Source organism: Yoonia sp. 208BN28-4 (assembly GCF_037543925.1).
GTDB lineage: Bacteria > Pseudomonadota > Alphaproteobacteria > Rhodobacterales > Rhodobacteraceae > Yoonia.
The window spans coordinates 212,765-231,197 of record NZ_JBBIFY010000004.1 but is presented as its reverse complement, the minus strand read 5'-3'; the positions used below and the strand labels follow the sequence as shown (position 1 = coordinate 231,197).

Annotated in this window: 17 protein-coding genes; 9 read left to right on the top strand and 8 right to left on the bottom strand. The window is 57.4% G+C overall.

Going from position 1 to position 18,433, the window contains the following annotated elements; genetic code table 11:
- Positions 1–24: 24 nt before the first annotated feature.
- Positions 25–678, bottom strand: a complete 654-nt coding sequence (locus tag V8J84_RS14795) for a peroxiredoxin (RefSeq protein WP_339932537.1) — start codon at positions 676–678, stop codon at positions 25–27.
- A 130-nt stretch (positions 679–808) separates the two neighbouring features.
- On the opposite strand from V8J84_RS14795, the gene V8J84_RS14790 reads away from it, so the two are divergent.
- A complete protein-coding gene (locus V8J84_RS14790; protein WP_339932535.1) occupies positions 809–2,254 on the top strand; it encodes an aldehyde dehydrogenase family protein in 1,446 nt (481 codons plus the stop codon).
- 49 nt (positions 2,255–2,303) lie between these two features.
- Here V8J84_RS14790 and V8J84_RS14785 read toward each other — a convergent pair whose 3' ends face one another.
- Together V8J84_RS14785 and V8J84_RS14780 are read right to left on the bottom strand one after the other, a co-directional pair.
- Positions 2,304–2,951: an RluA family pseudouridine synthase gene (locus tag V8J84_RS14785; RefSeq protein WP_339932533.1), complete on the bottom strand. Its 648-nt coding sequence runs from the start codon at positions 2,949–2,951 to the stop codon at positions 2,304–2,306.
- On the bottom strand, positions 2,944–3,597 hold the full coding sequence (locus tag V8J84_RS14780; RefSeq protein ID WP_339932531.1) for a YggS family pyridoxal phosphate-dependent enzyme: 654 nt from the start codon (positions 3,595–3,597) through the stop codon (positions 2,944–2,946). Before V8J84_RS14780 ends, V8J84_RS14785 begins: the two co-directional genes overlap by 8 nt.
- A 237-nt stretch (positions 3,598–3,834) precedes the next feature.
- On the opposite strand from V8J84_RS14780, the gene V8J84_RS14775 reads away from it, so the two are divergent.
- From V8J84_RS14775 to holA, 5 genes are all read left to right on the top strand, one after another.
- On the top strand, positions 3,835–4,923 hold the full coding sequence (locus V8J84_RS14775; protein WP_339932529.1) for a porin: 1,089 nt from the start codon (positions 3,835–3,837) through the stop codon (positions 4,921–4,923).
- Between the two features lie 172 nt (positions 4,924–5,095).
- On the top strand, positions 5,096–5,518 hold the full coding sequence (locus tag V8J84_RS14770) for a DUF3576 domain-containing protein (RefSeq protein WP_339932527.1): 423 nt from the start codon (positions 5,096–5,098) through the stop codon (positions 5,516–5,518).
- A 78-nt stretch (positions 5,519–5,596) separates the two neighbouring features.
- A complete protein-coding gene (gene leuS / locus V8J84_RS14765; protein WP_339932525.1) occupies positions 5,597–8,143 on the top strand; it encodes a leucine--tRNA ligase in 2,547 nt (848 codons plus the stop codon).
- Positions 8,133–8,627 carry an LPS assembly lipoprotein LptE gene (gene lptE, locus V8J84_RS14760; RefSeq protein WP_339932523.1) on the top strand — a complete coding sequence of 165 codons (495 nt, stop codon included), beginning with the start codon at positions 8,133–8,135 and terminating at the stop codon, positions 8,625–8,627. The genes leuS and lptE overlap by 11 nt, the downstream gene beginning before the upstream one ends.
- The gene (gene holA / locus V8J84_RS14755; protein WP_339932521.1) at positions 8,624–9,646 is read left to right on the top strand and encodes a DNA polymerase III subunit delta; all 1,023 of its coding nucleotides are present in this window, start codon (positions 8,624–8,626) and stop codon (positions 9,644–9,646) included. The genes lptE and holA overlap by 4 nt, the downstream gene beginning before the upstream one ends.
- Before the next feature lie 65 nt (positions 9,647–9,711).
- Here holA and V8J84_RS14750 read toward each other — a convergent pair whose 3' ends face one another.
- Complete coding sequence (locus tag V8J84_RS14750) at positions 9,712–9,909, bottom strand: hypothetical protein (protein WP_339932519.1); 198 nt, start codon at positions 9,907–9,909, stop codon at positions 9,712–9,714.
- Positions 9,910–10,681: 772 nt separating this feature from the next.
- On the opposite strand from V8J84_RS14750, the gene V8J84_RS14745 reads away from it, so the two are divergent.
- Complete coding sequence (locus tag V8J84_RS14745; protein WP_339932517.1) at positions 10,682–11,338, top strand: hypothetical protein; 657 nt, start codon at positions 10,682–10,684, stop codon at positions 11,336–11,338.
- Here the strand turns inward: V8J84_RS14745 and V8J84_RS14740 are convergent.
- The 4 genes from V8J84_RS14740 to V8J84_RS14725 form a co-directional block, all read right to left on the bottom strand.
- Complete coding sequence (locus V8J84_RS14740; protein WP_339932515.1) at positions 11,335–12,504, bottom strand: TIGR03862 family flavoprotein; 1,170 nt, start codon at positions 12,502–12,504, stop codon at positions 11,335–11,337. The two genes, V8J84_RS14745 and V8J84_RS14740, sit on opposite strands and share 4 nt — an antisense overlap.
- Positions 12,501–13,808, bottom strand: coding sequence for a mechanosensitive ion channel family protein (locus tag V8J84_RS14735; protein ID WP_339932513.1), 1,308 nt, complete (start codon positions 13,806–13,808; stop codon positions 12,501–12,503). The genes V8J84_RS14740 and V8J84_RS14735 overlap by 4 nt, the downstream gene beginning before the upstream one ends.
- Positions 13,809–13,872: 64 nt before the next feature.
- Positions 13,873–14,478, bottom strand: a complete 606-nt coding sequence (locus V8J84_RS14730; protein ID WP_339932511.1) for an enoyl-CoA hydratase/isomerase family protein — start codon at positions 14,476–14,478, stop codon at positions 13,873–13,875.
- Positions 14,475–15,227 carry an SDR family oxidoreductase gene (locus V8J84_RS14725; protein WP_445285979.1) on the bottom strand — a complete coding sequence of 251 codons (753 nt, stop codon included), beginning with the start codon at positions 15,225–15,227 and terminating at the stop codon, positions 14,475–14,477. The genes V8J84_RS14730 and V8J84_RS14725 overlap by 4 nt, the downstream gene beginning before the upstream one ends.
- A 121-nt stretch (positions 15,228–15,348) precedes the next feature.
- On the opposite strand from V8J84_RS14725, the gene V8J84_RS14720 reads away from it, so the two are divergent.
- Positions 15,349–16,836, top strand: coding sequence for a DUF2125 domain-containing protein (locus V8J84_RS14720; protein ID WP_339932509.1), 1,488 nt, complete (start codon positions 15,349–15,351; stop codon positions 16,834–16,836).
- Between the two features lie 69 nt (positions 16,837–16,905).
- Entirely contained in the window at positions 16,906–18,420 is a 1,515-nt protein-coding gene (locus tag V8J84_RS14715) for a hypothetical protein (protein ID WP_339932507.1), read from the top strand.
- Positions 18,421–18,433 lie beyond the last annotated feature (13 nt).

Genomic DNA, 18,433 nt, shown 5'->3' with positions numbered 1-18,433 from the left:
CTTTCTGCGCCGTCTGAAGCGACTTTAGTCTTTCAGTTTGGTCTTGCGGATGTACGGCAGCACGGTTTCAAAATCGCCGAACTTTTCCTTGGCCTCTTCATCGCTGACGGCCACGGGGATGATAACATCCTGCCCCACGGTCCAGTCAGCAGGTGTCGCAACACCGCGCTTTGCCGTTGTTTGCAAGGCATCCAGCGCGCGTAACACTTCACCGAAGTTGCGGCCCACAGTCATTGGATATGTCATCGAAAGCTTCAGCTTCTTGTCAGGACCAATGATAAACACCACACGCACGGTCGCACTGTCAGCAGGGGTGCGCCCATCCGGCAAATAGGCATCTGCTGGCAGCATGTCGAAGGCTTTGGACACTTCAAGATCGGTGTCGGCAACAATCGGGAAACCCGCCTTGGTGCCTGCGACCTTCTCAATGTCGCCTTTCCACTTTTTGTGATCCTCAACCCCGTCAACAGAGATGCCCATCACCTTGGTGCCGCGCTTTTCCCATTCATCCGCCAATTGCGCCACGGCGCTGAATTCTGTTGTGCAGACGGGGGTGAAGTCTTTGGGGTGTGAAAACAGGATGGCCCAGCTATCGCCAATCCAGTCATGCAGTTCATGTGTGCCCTGATCGGTCTCGACCGTCAGGTTGGGAATAGTGTCGTTGATGCGCATGCTCATGTCGTGCTCCTTGAGGAATTACTGTCTGAAGCAGATATAAGTCTTCTGTCGCAAACCACCACCGCTGCCGCCGCTTGCGCCTTGCGTGTGGCGGTGCCACGATATGCCAAACTCACCGAAGGTATCCCCCATGATCGAAAAACGTGACTTCTATATCAACGGCACGTGGACAGCCCCTGCCACCGCGCGCGACTACAATGTAATCAACCCATCCACCGAAGAACCGTGCGCCGTGATTTCCCTTGGTGATCAGGCAGATACGGATGCAGCCGTGGCGGCGGCGCATGACGCTTTTGCCAGCTGGGCAGCAACCGCCCCTGCGGAGCGCGCGAAGTTGGTGAAGGCCATCCTCACGCAATATGAGGCGCGTGTCGAAGAGATGGCCGAGGCAATCAGCCTTGAGATGGGTGCACCAATTGATATGGCGCGTGGCAGTCAGGCCCCTTGCCTGCCTTGGCACCTTGAAGGCTTTCTTGAGGCGTTTGACGAAGTGGAATGGGTCCGACCACTTGGCCCACATGCCCCCAACGACCGGATCGCGATGGAGCCTATTGGCGTTGTCGGCCTGATCACGCCTTGGAACTGGCCGATGAACCAAGTCACGCTCAAGGTAATTCCTGCCTTGCTTGCGGGTTGCACAATCGTGCTGAAACCTTCCGAAGAGGCCCCGCTGTCGTCCTTGTTGTTTGCAGAATTTGTTCACGACGCAGGCGTTCCTGCAGGGGTGTTTAACCTTGTGAACGGCGACGGCGCAGGTGTCGGTTCGCAGTTGTCGGCCCATGAAGACGTGGCGATGATCTCTTTCACCGGATCAACACGCGCCGGCAAGGCGATCTCTAAGGCGGCGGCAGAGACACTAAAACGGGTGACGCTTGAATTGGGTGGCAAGGGTGCAAACGTCATCTTTGCTGATGCTGATGAGAAAGCGGTGAAGCGTGGTGTGATCCACTGCATGAACAACACTGGCCAGTCGTGCAACGCGCCCACGCGGATGCTGGTCGAGGAAAGCTACTACGATGAAGCCGTTGAAATCGCGACCCAAGTGGCCGCTGCGACAAAGGTTGGGCCCGCATCAGAAAGCGGGCGTCACATCGGGCCAGTGGTCAACAAATCGCAATGGGACAAAATTCAAGGACTGATTGAGACCGGTATCAACGAAGGCGCGCGCCTTGTCGCCGGTGGCACCGGATTGCCCGAGGGCGTGAACCGCGGCTATTTTGTTCGCCCGACGGTCTTTGCCGATGTCACCCCCGGCATGACCATTGAGAAAGAGGAAATCTTCGGTCCCGTTCTGTCGATCATGAAGTTCAAAGACGAAGCCGAAGCCATCAAAATCGCCAACGACACGCAATATGGCCTGACAAACTATGTGCAGTCTCAGGACGGGGCGCGGCGCAACCGCATGGCACTGGCGCTGAAATCCGGCATGGTCGAAATGAACGGCCAAAGCCGCGCACAAGGATCGCCCTTTGGCGGCGTGAAGATGTCCGGACGCGCCCGCGAGGGTGGCATTTGGGGGATTGAGGAATTTCTTGAGGCCAAAGCAATCTCAGGCTGGGACCCCTCTGCAGGCTAACGACGATCAGTATCATTTTGCCAAAAATACTCAAAACACGACATGCGCGTCAGAACGGCACTTTTGCCCTGATGCGCATGCCCTTGCCACCATCGGGATGTCTGAATTGCAGGCTTTCGGAATGGAGCATAAGGCGCGGATAATCGCGGGCCGCGCCAGTTGCATAAAACGGATCGCCCAAGATCGGGTGGCCCAGTGCCAGCATATGCACCCGCAGCTGGTGAGAGCGACCGGTCTTGGGTTTCAGGCGCACACGGCTTTCGCCGTTCCGCGCGCGCAGCACCCGCCAATCTGTCACCGCCTGCTTTCCCGTCTTGTGACACACCATCTGACGCGGGCGGTTGGGCCAATCGACGATCAGCGGCAAATCAACGGTGCCGGTTTGATCGGCCATTTCGCCCCAGACCCGCGCGACATAAGTCTTTTGAGTCTGACGTTTTTCAAATTGCAGCCCCAGATGCCGCTGGGCATGGGGTGTAAGCGCAAAAACCATCACGCCCGATGTGTCGCGATCAAGCCTATGCACCAACAGCGCCTGTGGAAATACCGCCTGCACCCGCGAAATCAGACAGTCCGACAGATGCTCGCCCTTGCCCGGCACCGACAGCAAACCGCTTGGTTTGTCGACCAGCAGGACCTCGTGATCGTCATGCAGCACCACAAGCGGGTCAGTGGGCGGCGCGTAGGTATCATCCATAGACCCGCTCACCAAATATGGCCGAGCCGACACGGATGTGCGTGGCTCCAAGCGCCACTGCCGTTTCAAAATCGCCGCTCATCCCCATCGAAAGCCCCTTCAAGCCGTTGCGCTCTGCAATCTTGGCCAACAGCGCAAAATGCAAAGACGGCTCTTCATCTACAGGCGGAATACACATCAGCCCCTGCACCGGCAGGTCCAGCGCGCGGGCCTCTGCAATGAAGGCATCCGCATCTTTGGGCAGTATGCCGGACTTCTGGTCCTCTTCACCTGTGTTGACCTGAATAAACAGATCAGGGCAGTGGCCCGTCTCTTGCGCAAGCCGCGCAAGCGTCGTGGCCAGCCTTGGCCGGTCCAGCGTGTGGATCGCATCAGCCAGTTCCATCGCCTGACGCGCCTTGTTGGTTTGCAAAGGCCCGATCAGATGCAGTGCGATCCCGTCATACTGCGCCCTGAAATCAGGCCACTTGCCAGCAGCCTCCTGCACCTTGTTTTCGCCAAAGCACCGATGACCTTCATCAAGAATCATCGCGACTCGCTCGTTTGGCTGGACTTTGGAAACTGCAATAAGTGTGATGTCAGATGCCTCGCGGCCTGCACGCTTGGCAGCCTTTTCGACACGCGCGTTGATCTCAGCCAGTGACATGCAGCAGCCCCCTGTATTTACTCATGAATTCTTAATACCAAGACGAATATGGGGTTTGGGCACGATTGTCATGGGCCAAACGTGGCAAAAGTGTGTGTGACCTCGTTGCATCATTTCCCGTAGAGTCACGCGGAAACAGGGCAATTCACTTGAGTGTGCAGCCTCTTGGGCGCAGTTACACACTCAATGCTGGACGATCTGGCATCTTGGGAATGCAAACTTACGAGGGAATTATCCATGAAAAGCATCCTTCTTACCTCGACTGCCCTGGTCGCCTTTGCTGGCGCAGCTGCAGCCGACGGCCACGCCTCCGTTTCTTACGGTCTGGGCGCAACACTGGGCTACAACGACACAGTTGCAGCAACAGACGACAACAACGAAGGCTTCTACTGGGAAGGCAACCTGAAAGCGACTGCTTCCGCAGCGCTGGATAACGGTGTCACAGCTGGTGCATACTTCGAAGTGACTGTTGCTGAAGATGACGGCGACGCATCCGACGACGGCGGCATCGCACTGTCCTCCTCCGACTGGGTTGTTTCGCTCGAGTCCGACATGGCCTCCCTGTACTTCGGTGACACATCCACAGCCGCTACAAAGCACTGGGTGTCCGCTGGCGACATGGAAGCTGATGACTTCACAACTGGCACAGACTCCGCAGTTCTGCGCGGTGACGTTTCCTTCGCTGGTTTCGACACATCGCTGTCGTACATCTACGACGACGACTCCAACGAGCTGGAGCAGCTGTCCTTGGGTGCAGCAGGTTCTTTCGGCGCTTTCACAGTGTCCGCAGGCTACCAGGCTGACACAGACTTTGCTGACGCTTCCGGCGACTTCAACGCTTCCGAAGTATACGGTATCTCGGTTGGCGGCACATTCGCTGGCGCAACTGTAACTGCTGGTTACGCGTCCAACGAGACCAACGGCGAAGCCTCCACAGGCATCAAGCTGGCCTACCCATTTGGCCCAGTAACTGCTGAAGTTTACTACGTCATGGAAGAAGTCGGCGACGACAACTACGGCGTGAAAGTAACTTACGATGCAAACGGCATCGCAGTGACTGCTGCTTACCGCGACGAGCAGGGCCGTCCAGAGTACAACATCGACGCATCCTACGACCTGGGTAACGGTCTGGTTGCTATCGGTGGTATCCTGAACGAGAACGAAGGCGACGACATCGACTACTACGTTGGCGCAACATATGACCTCGGCGGCGGTGCATCCGTCCTGATGACATATGCTGGCGACGAAGATGGCGACCAAGCTGACGAAATCGGTGCAGGCGATTACCAGGAAGGTATCACTGTTGAGGTTTCCTTCGCGTTCTAATCGAACCTGAAGATACTCTTCTGATTGAGCGGTCCCTCGGGGCCGCTCTTTCTTTTTGTGCAACAGCTTTTGCGCAGCCCTGCCCCGTTGGCGGTAAACCGCTTGTGACGCAGGCATCGCTTCGTTAAACATTTTGCACAGACCACGGGCATGGGGACGGACCTTGAAAGCAATGACGCGCACACTGCGGATGATGGCCACGGCCACAGCCCTGATCGCCACCACAGCCTGTAGCAGCTTTTTCGGCAGCGGCCCTGTTGACGCCACACGCGAGGCTGTCCGCACACGCGGCGCCGAAAGCGTTGCCGTCAATCGTTATCTTTGGGCCGCATCGATTGATGTCCTGAATTTCCTGCCGATCGAAAGCGTTGATCCTTTTACCGGCGTGATCGTCTACGGCTTTGGCCGTCCACCCGGCGCACCACGCGCCTATCGCGGCACCGTCTACATCACCGATCCAGCACTTGATGCGCGGTCATTGAATGTTGCCCTGTCCACGCAATCAGGCCCCGTGGCACGCGAAACGCAGCGCGCTATCGAGGACGCGATCCTATCGCGCGCGCGCCAAATCCGTGACGGCGATAGCGGTCTCTAGCCTTTCACGGCAAGCCGCAGTATGACAATCGCCGGGCCCCGCTGCCCGGCGTTTCACGTTAAGAAAGACGAATATTCCATGTCGACCTACGCACCCGCTGATATCGAAGCAAAATGGCAGTCCGCATGGGACGACGCCGGCACATTCAAAGCTGTGCGCAGCCCTGACAAGCCAAAGTACTACGTGCTGGAAATGTTCCCCTACCCGTCAGGCGCGCTGCATATCGGGCACGTGCGCAACTATGCGATGGGTGATGTGGTCGCCCGCTATAAATTGGCCACTGGCCATAGTGTTCTGCACCCTATGGGCTGGGACGCCTTTGGAATGCCGGCAGAAAACGCCGCGATGGCCACTGGTGTGCATCCGAAAGAATATACCTACGGCAATATCGCCGACATGAAGAGCCAGTTCAAAACGCTTGGCTTGTCGCTAGACTGGTCGCGCGAATTTGCGACTTGCGATCCCGAATACTACGGCCAACAGCAGGCGCTCTTTATCGACTTCATGGAGAAGGGTCTGATCTATCGCAAGAAGGCGGTGGTCAACTGGGATCCGGTCGACATGACGGTGCTGGCCAATGAACAGGTGATCGACGGCAAAGGCTGGCGCTCCGGTGCCGATGTGGAACGGCGCGAACTGGTGCAGTGGTTCTTCAAGATCAGCGACTATTCTGAGGAATTGCTGGCGGCACTCGACGGGTTGGACAACTGGCCCGCCAAGGTGAAGCTAATGCAGGCCAACTGGATCGGTAAATCGCGTGGTTTGCAATTCTCGTTCAGCTTGGTGGACGGCCCCGATGGCCATGATCGCGTTGAGGTTTACACAACGCGCCCCGACACCTTGATGGGTGCGTCTTTTGTCGGCATCTCGCCGGACCATCCTTTGGCCAAGCAGTTGGAAAAGGATAATGCAAATCTGGCGGCCTTTAACGAGGATTGCCGCCGTGGTGGTACGACTGAAGAAGCCTTGGAAAAGGCCGACAAAAAGGGGTTTGATACCGGACTTCGCGTGCGCCACCCGTTTGATACGGCTTGGGAATTGCCTGTTTATGTCGCCAACTTCATCCTGATGGACTACGGCACTGGCGCGATCTTTGGCTGTCCGGCCCACGATGAGCGTGACTTTGAATTTGCAACGAAATACGGCCTGCCCATCATCGCGACGTATCTTCCCGACGAAGACGCCAGCCCAGAACTGACCGAAGCTTATGTTCCGGCCAAGACCGATAAGGTGTTCTATAACAAAGGTTTTGCCGGAAAGCAGTGGCAAACCGGAAACGAAGCCGTCGACGCCGCGATCGCATTCTGCGAGGAAAACGGCGTTGGTCAGGGCGTAACCAAGTTCCGTTTGCGCGACTGGGGTCTGTCGCGCCAACGCTATTGGGGTGCGCCGATCCCCGTGATCCACTGCGATGCCTGCGGCGTGGTGCCGGAAGCCAAGGAAAACCTGCCGGTTCGCCTGCCAGACGATGTGACTTTCGATATTCCAGGCAACCCGCTGGACCGTCACCCGACTTGGCGCGATTGCACCTGCCCGACCTGCGGCGCGGCAGCGACCCGCGAGACCGACACCATGGATACGTTTGTGGACTCGTCATGGTATTTCGCACGCTTCACCGCCCCGGATGCTGCAACACCCACAGATCTGGACGACGCCGCCTACTGGATGAACGTCGATCAATATATCGGCGGGATCGAGCACGCGATCTTGCACCTGCTTTACTCGCGGTTCTTTGCCCGCGCCATGAACATCACAGGCCACCTGCCCTCCGAGGCAATTGAGCCGTTTGACGCGCTCTTCACCCAAGGCATGGTGACCCACGAGATCTATCAGACAACCGGCGACAATGGCCGTCCTGTGTTCCATTTCCCGTCTGAAGTGACTGACGGAAAACTGGCCGACGGGACCGAGGTAACAATCATCCCATCCGCCAAAATGTCCAAATCTAAGAAAAACGTCGTCGATCCCGACCAGATCATCGCGACATACGGGGCCGACACCGCGCGTTGGTTCGTGCTGTCCGACAGCCCGCCAGAGCGCGACGTTGAATGGACCGCTTCCGGCGCGGAAGCCGCGTTCAAGCATATCGGGCGCGTGTTCCGTATCGCCTCTGACATCAGCACAGCACAGCAAGACGGCGACACAAGAGCTGACGAAGACCTGCTGCGTGCCATGCACAAGACCATCCGCGATGTGACCAATGGGTTGGAATCATTCGGGTTTAACGCGGCTATTGCCAAGCTTTACGGCTTTACCGCAACGCTGTCGAAGTCCAAGGCCAGCGCCGCGGCCAAGGTGCAAGCTGCCAAGACGCTTGCGCAGTTGATGGCACCGATGACACCGCATTTGTCCGAAGAAATCTGGGCGATGCTGGGCGGCGAAGGGCTTATCGTCGATGCGGCATGGCCCATCGCGGATGAGGCGATGCTGGTTGAGGACACAGTCACCCTGCCGATCCAGATCAATGGCAAACGCCGGTCTGAAATTGCCGTTGCTGCCGATGCATCCAAGGATGATATTGAAAAGCTGGCGCTGGCAGATCAGGCTGTGGTTAAGGCGCTGGATGGATCCGCGCCCAAAAAGCTCATCGTTGTACCCGGACGGATTGTGAACATTGTCATCTAAGACCCGCATCATGCCGCCCCGCCGGTTCGCCCTTCTTGGGCTTCTGGCGTTGGGCGCATGCGGGTTTACGCCGGTTTACTCCCCTGGGGGCGCAGGCGATGCACTGCAAAACGCCACATCGCTGGTCACACCTGAAACCGTCGCCGGATTTGCATTGCGCCAACAGCTTGAGAGCAGACTGGGCAGGGCACGCTCTGACCGGTTCACGCTGGAAACCACGCTCGACCAGTCGCGCACGCCAGCCACGATCACGGTTGACGGGGACACCACACGCTTCAATCTGGTTGGCACAGCAGGCTGGGTGCTGACGGACCGCGCAACGGGTGCTGTCTATGACGGCACTGTCGAAACCTTCACCAGCTACGCCACCACAGGATCGACAGTCGCAACCCAAGCGGCCCGCGCAGATGCGCGCGACAGGCTGTCTGTTGCGCTTGCGGACATGATTGTCGCACAGCTTATCATCGCGGTTCCCGCGCAATGAAACTGACCGGAGCGGCCGCCAACACCTATTTTCGCAAACCAGACCCAACCCACGCAGGACTGCTTGTGTTCGGTATGGACGCGATGCGCGTCGCAGAGAAACGTCAGCAGGTAATCCTTGCTCTGGTCGGTCCGCAGGGCGAAGAGGAAATGCGCCTGACCCGCCTGAACGGTGCTGATCTGCGCAAGGACGCGGCCCTGTTGGATGACGCAATCAAGGCGCAGGGTTTTTTTCCCGGACACCGCGTCGCCTTTGTCGAAGATGCGACGGACGGCCTGTCAAAGCTATTTGCATCGGTCTTGGCAGATTGGAAGCCGGGGGATGCGCAACTAGTCGTGACCGCAGGATCGCTGACTGCAAAGTCGCCTTTGCGCAAGGTATTCGAATCGCACGGTAACGCAGTGTCCGTTGGCATCTACGATGATCCGCCATCCCGTGAAGAGATTGAACAGACGCTGCGCGATGCCGGTTTGGACCAACCCGCACGTGATGTGATGGATATCGTTTTTGAACTGGCCCAAAGTCTTGAGCCCGGCGACTTCCGGCAAACGATCGAGAAAGTGGCACTTTACAAGCGCGGGGATACTGAACCTCTGAGCGTTGCAGACGTCATGGCCTGTGCCCCACAATCAGCGGATGTGGATGTGGACGACGTGCTTGAGGTGGTGGCCTTGGGCCAAGCGGACAAGATCGGCCCGACACTGCGCAACTTATACGCTCAGGGTGTTCTTCCCGTGACGCTTTGCATCGGCGCGATGCGCTATTTCCGCACGCTGCACACGATTGCCTCGGACCCCGGTGGCCCGAATGCGGGGATCGGCAGATTACGCCCGCCCGTTTTCGGCCCGCGGCGTGACCGGCTGGTGCGGCAAGCGGGGAATTGGGGGCGTGACCGATTGGAGCGGGCATTGACCGCGCTGACGGATACCGATTTGCAGATGCGATCAGCCGGGCAGACACCGGATCAGGCCTTGATGGAGCGGGCATTGATCCGTCTGGCCATGATGGCGCGCCGGTAAGCGCCACCAAAACGCAAAAAGGCGAGCCGCCATGGCCCGCCTTTCCGATATTCTGTTCCGCAGACTTAGAAAGATGCGGATGCAGCAACCAGTGCGCCAAGAACACCCAACACGATCAGGCCCGGCGAGATGGAGCCTGTTGGCTCAACCGGAACGATCTCAACGGGGCCAACTGGGATGACCGGGGCAAGGCCACCGGCGGAAACGGATGTGGCAGCTGTGGAAAGCAGAACAACAGCAGCGATTGTCTTAAGAGTTTTCATAATTTAGGTCCTTTCAAAGTCAAAAAGCAAAAGGGGCCAACCGTAGCTGACCCCTTTCAAATCGATATCTAATCAGTAGATTAGAAAGAAGCCGAAGCAGCAACCAGAGCACCCAGCACGCCGAGAACGATCAGGCCTGGGGAGATGGAACCAGTTGCAGGTGGTGTGTCAACGATGACAACAGGTGTCGCGTCGACGATTGGGGCCAGGCCGCCAGCGTTAGCAGCAACACCGGAAACTGCGATAGCAGCTGCGGCAGCGAGAGTAGTTGTAAGGCGCATGTCGGTACTCCAAATAAATGCACGTTGTGAACGATCAACGTTTTTCTATCTACGTTGTTCCGCTAAGACAAGTAGCTAATTCAAAACAGGAAGTCAGCACCAGATTACGCGTAAAGCGGTTTTTGACTTGCCCGTTTTTCGCGGTTGAGGATTGTTGAAGGCGCATCTATGCGGCAGCGTTTCACCATATAACTCAACCAAAACAATGCTTTATCGTCAATAAAGGCGCATCAGGACGGTGACTTTAGGTCAGATTCATTGCGTTTTTAAGCACCGATGTTCCGCAGAAGCGATGCGATCATGCAACAGTGAAATGCGGCACTGCAGCAGTGACAGTCACTTCTTCAGCGGAATATCGCGAAAAATCGGCCTTCGGACGTGATTCTCGCGGGTTATGGGGCCTTTTCCCAGCCCAGCAGACAAATAAGGCAGAATTGGGGCGTCGGACTGAATGAGCGATTTCTTAACCATCCGAGCGGTAGGGTCACGCTATGTTACTGTCCCACGCACGGCGATTCGTGTTCTTCCCCGACCCGATTGATGGATCGCCGATCCTTTCGGGCGGGTTTGCCCCCCTTACCGATACGGATTTGCAGGATCGCGCGCGGCGTGGTGCCCTGTTTCACAGCACGATGTCACCGGCCGAAGCTGAATGGGCTTTTGACGGTGCCGGTTATGCCTTTCGCACCTACCTACGGGTCGCCGTTGTGCAAAACCCGTTTGTACAGATGGTGAAGCTTTACGAAAAAATCACCGCTACCGATCAGATTTGGCAGGCCCGCTATAAGGCCGGTCTTGGGCGACCGGACTTTTACCGCTGGTTGCGGGGCACGCGGCCCAACGGGATGGGCGCCGGATCAAAGCACAGCCCGACATGGCGCCGCTTTGGCGCGTGGAGTGCCCGAAACTGGTGTGGCGACTATGTGAGCCATGTGATCCGCCAAGAAGCGATGGAGGAAGACCTGACCGCTGTCTTGGGCATACTCGGCGTCGCGCCATCGTTTGATAAGCCGCTGAAATCAATCAAGACAGACATTGATTGGGAAAGTTATTACGATGAACGCTCCATTGCCTTGATGCATCACCGATATGGCTGGGACCTCGCCCAATATGGATACCGGATGCCGACCCATTTATGCGCGGGTTAGGCAGTAGCGTAGCGCGCCGCAGCAAGCCCAGCCAGACGTCCTGTCGCAAGGCAGGCGGTGATCAGATAGCCGCCTGTTGGAGCTTCCCAATCCAGCATTTCACCAGCACAGAACACGCCAGGGCGATCCTTTAGCATAAAATTATCGTCAAAATCCGCAAAACGCAGTCCGCCCGCCGTTGAAATCGCTTCATCCATCGCAAAAGGGCCTGTGGTCGCGATGGGCAAGGATTTGAGCCGCCCAGCGATCTGTTCCGGCGTTTGGCCAATCGCGTCGCGCCCGCATTCCTGAAACAAGGCGCCTTTGATCGGCGACAGCTTTAATGATGACTTCAGAAAGCTGGAAAGCGAGGTTTTCATCCGGCGCGCCGCGATCCGCGCGATCAGCTTGTCCAGTGCGACATCCGGCATAAGATCGATGGCCAGCAGCGCACCCTCTCTCACCGCTGCCGAGACGCTATAAATTCCGCCGCCTTCAACGCCGCGCGAGCTGACAATGAACTCACCCCGAGACGAAAGGTCGCCTGCCATCAGGCGCACACCTTTGACGGCCTGTCCCGCAAAAGGGATCATGTATTTTGACCAATCCACCGCAAAACCCACGTTAGCAGGCTTGAAATCAGCTACGCCGTCAAAGTGCCGGACCCAAAGACCGTCAGACCCGAGCCGCGACCAGCTCGCGCCACCAAGCGCAAGCACCGTGACTTTCGGGGAAAGCGATACCGGGCCATCGGGTGTGTCGAACGTCGTTGCGCCATTGTCCCACCCCGTCCATCGCCAGCGCGTGCGCAAGATGACGTTTTGATCAGCCAACTGGGCGAGCCACGCGCGAAGCAGCGGCGAGGCTTTCATCGCTTTTGGAAAAACACGCCCGCTTGATCCGGTAAAAATGTCCTGCCCTAAATCCGTGGCCCATGCCTGCACATCGCGCGGGCCGAACGCGGCAATCGCCTGCGCCAACTGATCGGGCAAATCAGAATAGGCCTTTGAAAACGCATCGTTTGGCACAGACATGGTCAGGTTCAAACCGGACTTGCCAGCCATCAGAAACTTGCGCCCGACAGACGGCATCGCGTCAGCGACCGTCACTTGCAAACCGGCGCGGCCCAGCATTTCAGCAGCCATCAGACCGGCGGGCCCTGCTCCGATCACAAGCGCATCTGTCACGCAGGCAACCCGCCTTTGATCTCGACCACGCGCTGTGGATAAGGAATCTCAATCCCCTTGTCTTTAAGGGCATTCCAGATCAGGAACAGCACGTCAGAGGTGTACTTATTCTTACCGTCGTCGATACCCTCGACCCAAAATTCCACCGCAAAATCAATGCCGCTATCGCCAAAACCCCTTAGTTCGCAATCAGGTGGCTCCGGCGTTTGCAGCACGCCCGGATGCTTTGAAACCGCCGCTTCGATGATGTCTGGAATCAGGTTGATATCGGTGTCGTAGCTGACCGAAAATTCAGCTTCCAGCCGGTTGGCCGATCCGCTGTCGGAATAGTTCACAACGCGGGTTGTGATGAAATCCTCGTTCGGGACCACGATCCAGCGTCCGTCATATGTCTCCAGAAACGTGGCGCGGGCAGTCATCTTGATGATTGTGCCAGCCTCGCCGCCGTCCAGTTCGACGTAATCGCCCACCGTGGCCTGCCCCTCGATCAGCAGGATCACACCAGAGATAAAGTTGGACGCAATCTTTTGCAGACCAAAACCCAGACCAACACCAACGGCACCACCAAGCACGGCCAAAGTGCTGAGATTGATCCCCATGATGTTCATCAACAGCAGGAACGCCAGACCGAAGATCGAAAATTCTGCTGCCTTCACAATCAGTTGGCGGATCGCAGGGCGCATCGATTGGCGTTCGATATAGGCGGATGACTGTGTGTTCGACCAACTGCCAAGCCAGAAAAGCAGACTGCCCGCAACGATCCCGCGAATGATCGCAAGGACGGAAAAGTTGATATTTCCGATGCTAACCCGCGTTTCGGACAGCGACAGGAGCACCGGATCAAGGATTCCCAGCGCGTAGAGCGCGCCAACAGGGACAAGGAAAAACTTGCCCAATAGATGCAGGAAGGGATCGGTCAGGATATCGCGGGCAAAGGCACGGATCGCGAGGAACAGGAAAACCCGTTTACCAAAGGCAATCACCGGACCGGAACCGAACATCGACGTGACAATCGCCTCGCCCGCGGCGGTCAAGGCGTAGGCCAGTAGTGGCAGAAGAAGCGGCAGAAAGCGCAATACAAAGCGGCGGATCGTTGCAAGGATCGATTGCGTGTCGGCAGGCGGCAACAGGATACGGGTGATGCGCGGCGACACGATCCGGTTGATCAAACGGGCCAGCAGGTAAGAGGCGACCAACAACCCAAACTGCGACCACGCCGCAGGCGACAAAAGCCACTGCGTCGCAAGGACAATCGCCTGATCGACGTAGCCCATTGCGGTATCAAACAGGTCTTGCGGATCCATGCGGGCGCCCCTTGTCGTTCGCGGTTGCTATCTTTTGCCTATTGGGCCCGCGCAAAACAAGGGTTCAGATCATTGCTTTGATTGCAGTTGCATGCGTTGGAGATGCTGACAACGTGTCGGCTGACAACTCATCGACGGTGCCGCGTAGTTGATCCTGCGGCACAACGCGGTCAACGAGACCCCATGCCAAGGCGGTATCCGCATCGATTTTCTCTCCGCCCATCAGGATCATCTTGGTCCGTGCAGGGCCGATCAGATCGCGCAGACGCTGTGGGTCAGAGGGTTGCGGCAGAAAACCTAGCTTCATCACCGGATAGAAGAACCGCGCGTGGCGTGCGCAAATCCGCAAATCACAGGCCAGCGCCATGCCAAACGCGCCGCCTGCCAGTGATCCGTTCAGTGCCGAAATCGTCAGGCACGGCAAATCCGCTATTGCCGAAGACAGGCGTTCCCAAAGATCGCTGGTAGCAAGACCCGCGCGGGCGGCATCAAGGTCAGCCCCTGCGCTGAAGACGCGCCCTGCACCCGTCAGCACAAGGCACCGCGCGGCGCTTGCGTCCTGTGCAATATCGACCAGTTTTTCCAGCATCGCTTCGGTCAGAGCGTTCGCTTTATCAGGTCGGTTCAGCGTTACCGTCCAAAGGTCGCCATCCTTGGTCAGGTCAATCATATAAGACCCACACTGCGCCGGACGTCTTCATCGCGCAGGGAAACATCATCGCCCAGATACCCATCAGCATCAGAGCCACACATCCACACAAGGGTCTGCGCGGGCCATTCGGGCGGGATGTGATCTGACCAGTCAAGTTGGCTGACCGGATTGATGCCCGACGCTTTGATCTCGCGCTGCATCTGGGTTGCGACTGTTCCGGGCGACAGGCCAAGGATGCGAATACCGTGGTCGCGGTTTTCCTTGTCGGCGGCGCGGGTCAGCATGTAGGCACCCGCCTTGCCGCTGCAATAGGCTGTCCAGCCCTCGACAGGTCCATGGGCGGCACCGGATGAAACGGTAATGATTGTGCCGTGGCCTTGCGTGATCATATCGGGCAGCACAGCGCGCATTCCGTAAAAAACGCCCTTGAGGTTGGTATCAATGGATTTGCCCCAATCGCGGGTATCCGCTTCGGCCAGATGACCGATCGGGTCGATGGTGCCTGCATTTCCGATCCAGACATCCAACCCGCCAAACCGTGCCTTGGTCGCGGCAACAGCCTGCGCCACGCTATCGTAATCAGACACATCACACGTAATCGCGTGGGCCGCATCGCCGATCTCTGCGGCAATTTCGGCAATCAGCGTCTCGGAGCGTGCCAGTAAGGCGACATTGGCACCAGCATCGGCAAAAGCACGCGCGGCGGCAGCGCCGATCCCTTTGCTTGCCCCTGTAATCGCGACAGTTTTTCCCTTCAGGTCAATCATTATTGGCCCCTTCCTGCTCAAGAATTGCACATCAAAACCTTGAAAGGTCTCGAATACCCGACCTTGACCATGCGCGCCCGGCGTATGATCGTATGGCCAGATTGATACGAAAGGATATGAAATGAATGTATTTCACAAGTTGAAAGGCGCGGTCAGCGTGGCCGCTGTCATGACAGGCTCTGCCGCCGTTGCCGACGTCACCGCGATGGAGGTCTGGGAAGACTGGCAGGAAAATCTGGCCATCTATGGCGAAGATGGCATGTCCGTCGGGTCCGAGGATGTGTCTGATGGTACGGTAACAATCACCGATCTGACGCTGTCGATGGAAGATGAATACAGCTCTGTAACCGCGACCATCGGCACGATGACTTTTACCGAAAACGGCGATGGCACGGTCACTGTCACGATGGATGACAGCTATCCCATCTTCATGGATCTGGAAGGCACACCGGTCAATATGACCGTGCTGCAAGAGGGCATGAACCTTGTTGTCAGCGGCGAGGCTGACGACATCTTGTATGATATCAATGCCGACAGCTATGGCATACGGATCGACAGCATCGAAGACGTGGAAGGCGACATGCTTTTGACGGCCAATGGCGTTGCCGGTCAGTTCGGGTCAACAGCCGAGGATGGCGGGCGCGAGTTGGGCTATCAGCTTGCTGCGGCATCCATTGATCTGTTGGTCGATATCAAGGAACCGGGTGGCGATGGTTACGTTGTCGGCGGCGGCAAGATCGACAATTTCGAGACACGCTTTGGCGCATTCGTGCCTGACGACACCGACTATGACAAACCCGAAGAGATGTTTGCCAACGGGTTCGGTTTCGGCGGCGGATATGGCTTTTCAAGCGCCAACTATCTGTTTGATTTCAACGCCGACGGTGAGAGTGCCGCTGGCACGATCCAGATGGGCGAAGGCGAATTGCGCGCCGCGATGGAAAGCGAAGAAGTATCGTATCGGGTCAATACCAAGGACCTTGCAGTCACGATGCAGTCCAATCAGCTGCCCTTCCCTGTGAATGTGTCGGCGTCTGAATACGGGATCAACTTCTACATGCCGCTTGAGGCCTCCGACGAGCCAGTCGAGTTTGGCACCGGCATTGTGCTGGCCGATCTGACCATCAACGACGAACTGTGGATGATGGCCGATCCGTCAGGCACCCTGCCCCGCGATCCCGCCACGATCGAGCTTGATCTTTACGGCACAGCCAAGCTGTTCTTTGACCTGCTTGATCCCGCGCAGATGGAAGCCGCAGCACAGTCGGACATCCCCGGCGAGCTGAACTCCCTCACACTTGAGACGCTCAAGATCGCGGCCGTTGGCGCTTTGATCGAAGGGAACGGCGCGTTCACGTTCGACAACTCTGATCTTGAGACGTTTGACGGGCTTCCGCGCCCCACAGGCGAGATCAACCTGACGATCAACGGCGCAAATGCCGTGATCGACAATCTGGTGTCGATGGGCCTTCTACCTGAAGATCAGGCGATGATGGGACGGATGATGATGGGCATGTTCGCACGCTCCGTCGGCGACGATCAGCTGGAATCGAAGCTTGAGATCAATGATGAAGGTCACATTCTGGCCAACGGTCAGCGCATCCAGTAGGCTTCACACGAACCGGGGCCGGATGGGGGAACCTGTCCGGCCTTTTTCTTTGCTTAACAGGGATTTATCATGCTGCGACGCCATCTGCTTTGCTCGACCTTTTTCATTTCTGCTGCTGCCGTGCCTGCCATGGCGGATATCAGCCCTACCGATGTGTGGGACAATACAAAGGCGCTTTATGCCGCAACCGGTGCCACCGTAACCGGCACGCCGCGGGTCGATGGTGATGTCATAATCGTCGACGATGGCGCACTACTTTATGCGCTGCCATTTGGTGCGGGCACGGTCACGGCCACACTCCCGCCGCTGCGCATGTCCGATAACGGCGATGGAACGGTCAGCCTGATGGACACCGGCGCGTTTGATCTTAAGGTCGACATGGATATTTCCGGCGAACCGCCGGTTTCTGTCACGCTGAACATGACCCAGACCGACTACACCGGCCTTGTGAGCGGCACGCCAGAAGAGATGATCTATGATTACCGCTCTGGCCCTTATGAGGTGCGCGTGACGGACATCTCTATCCCCGAAGACGAAGTGGTCTTTGACATGGCGATTGCCGGCGAAGGGTATGATGCAGTCACCACTGTCACCACCGCTGATCTGATCTCGCTGACAAGCGTGTCCAATACTGCGCCCCTGACCATGAATTACGAAATTACCGACGGCGAAGGCTTTAACGTCACATCAAACGCCACCTACGAGGCCGCAACCGCGACCTATGACATGACGCTGCTGACAGGTGGGGCGAATATCCTGAACCTGACACCGGCCCTTTCTGCGGGGATGAGCATCGCCTACGAGGCCGCATCGGGCGGCAACACATCGTCCAGCCAAACTGTTGTGAACGGCGAGGTGCTATCTGACCAAACCATCGAAAGCGGCGATACTGTTGCCAGCTTTTCCCTGTCGCAAGACGGGTTGAGCCTTGGTGCCACAGCGCAGGATATCCTGATCCGGATGGTGCAGGCCGATCTCTTGCCCTTCCCGATTGAAGCCGAGATGTCCGCAATGGCGGCCGGTTACACTTTTCCCGTGATGGCCAGCGCCGATCCACAGGATTTCAGCTTTGATATGGTGCTTGATGGCCTGCGCCTGAGCCCCGAAATCTGGTCGCTTTTTGATCCGGGCAAGGACCTGCCACGTGATCCGGCGACTGTTGCCCTGAACCTCGCTGGCACAGCGACTACCGATGTTGATTTGTTCGATTTCCTTGTGCTGGAAAGCAAATTTGAGGCGGCAACTCCGCCGGTGTCACTGGAGTCGCTGAATGTCAGCAAAATCGGCCTCAGCGCCATTGGTGCGACGCTTGACGGATCATCAGAGCTTGTCTTCGATAATACCGATCTGGCCACATATGACGGCCTGCCGAAACCTGTCGGTGATGCGTTTTTCGCAGTCACCGGCGCAAATGCGCTGCTGGATCGTCTACAGGCCGTGGGCATCCTGCGCGAAGACGAAGCCAATGCAGCACGGTTTGGCATGGGCTTTTTCGCCCGTTCAACCGGTGATGACAGCTTTGAAACGACGGTCGACTTTGGCGACGACGGCAGCCTGAGCGTCAACGGCCAGCGTATTCGCTAAAGCTGCCGCCTAA

Coding starts and splice junctions, on each gene's coding strand:
- V8J84_RS14795 (WP_339932537.1), bottom strand. CDS start 678: ATGAGCATGCGCATCAACGACACTATTCCCAACCTGACGGTCGAGACC.
- V8J84_RS14790 (WP_339932535.1), top strand. CDS start 809: ATGATCGAAAAACGTGACTTCTATATCAACGGCACGTGGACAGCCCCT.
- V8J84_RS14785 (WP_339932533.1), bottom strand. CDS start 2,951: ATGGATGATACCTACGCGCCGCCCACTGACCCGCTTGTGGTGCTGCAT.
- V8J84_RS14780 (WP_339932531.1), bottom strand. CDS start 3,597: ATGTCACTGGCTGAGATCAACGCGCGTGTCGAAAAGGCTGCCAAGCGT.
- V8J84_RS14775 (WP_339932529.1), top strand. CDS start 3,835: ATGAAAAGCATCCTTCTTACCTCGACTGCCCTGGTCGCCTTTGCTGGC.
- V8J84_RS14770 (WP_339932527.1), top strand. CDS start 5,096: ATGACGCGCACACTGCGGATGATGGCCACGGCCACAGCCCTGATCGCC.
- leuS (WP_339932525.1), top strand. CDS start 5,597: ATGTCGACCTACGCACCCGCTGATATCGAAGCAAAATGGCAGTCCGCA.
- holA (WP_339932521.1), top strand. CDS start 8,624: ATGAAACTGACCGGAGCGGCCGCCAACACCTATTTTCGCAAACCAGAC.
- V8J84_RS14750 (WP_339932519.1), bottom strand. CDS start 9,909: ATGAAAACTCTTAAGACAATCGCTGCTGTTGTTCTGCTTTCCACAGCT.
- V8J84_RS14745 (WP_339932517.1), top strand. CDS start 10,682: ATGTTACTGTCCCACGCACGGCGATTCGTGTTCTTCCCCGACCCGATT.
- V8J84_RS14735 (WP_339932513.1), bottom strand. CDS start 13,808: ATGGATCCGCAAGACCTGTTTGATACCGCAATGGGCTACGTCGATCAG.
- V8J84_RS14730 (WP_339932511.1), bottom strand. CDS start 14,478: ATGATTGACCTGACCAAGGATGGCGACCTTTGGACGGTAACGCTGAAC.
- V8J84_RS14725 (WP_445285979.1), bottom strand. CDS start 15,227: ATGATTGACCTGAAGGGAAAAACTGTCGCGATTACAGGGGCAAGCAAA.
- V8J84_RS14720 (WP_339932509.1), top strand. CDS start 15,349: ATGAATGTATTTCACAAGTTGAAAGGCGCGGTCAGCGTGGCCGCTGTC.
- V8J84_RS14715 (WP_339932507.1), top strand. CDS start 16,906: ATGCTGCGACGCCATCTGCTTTGCTCGACCTTTTTCATTTCTGCTGCT.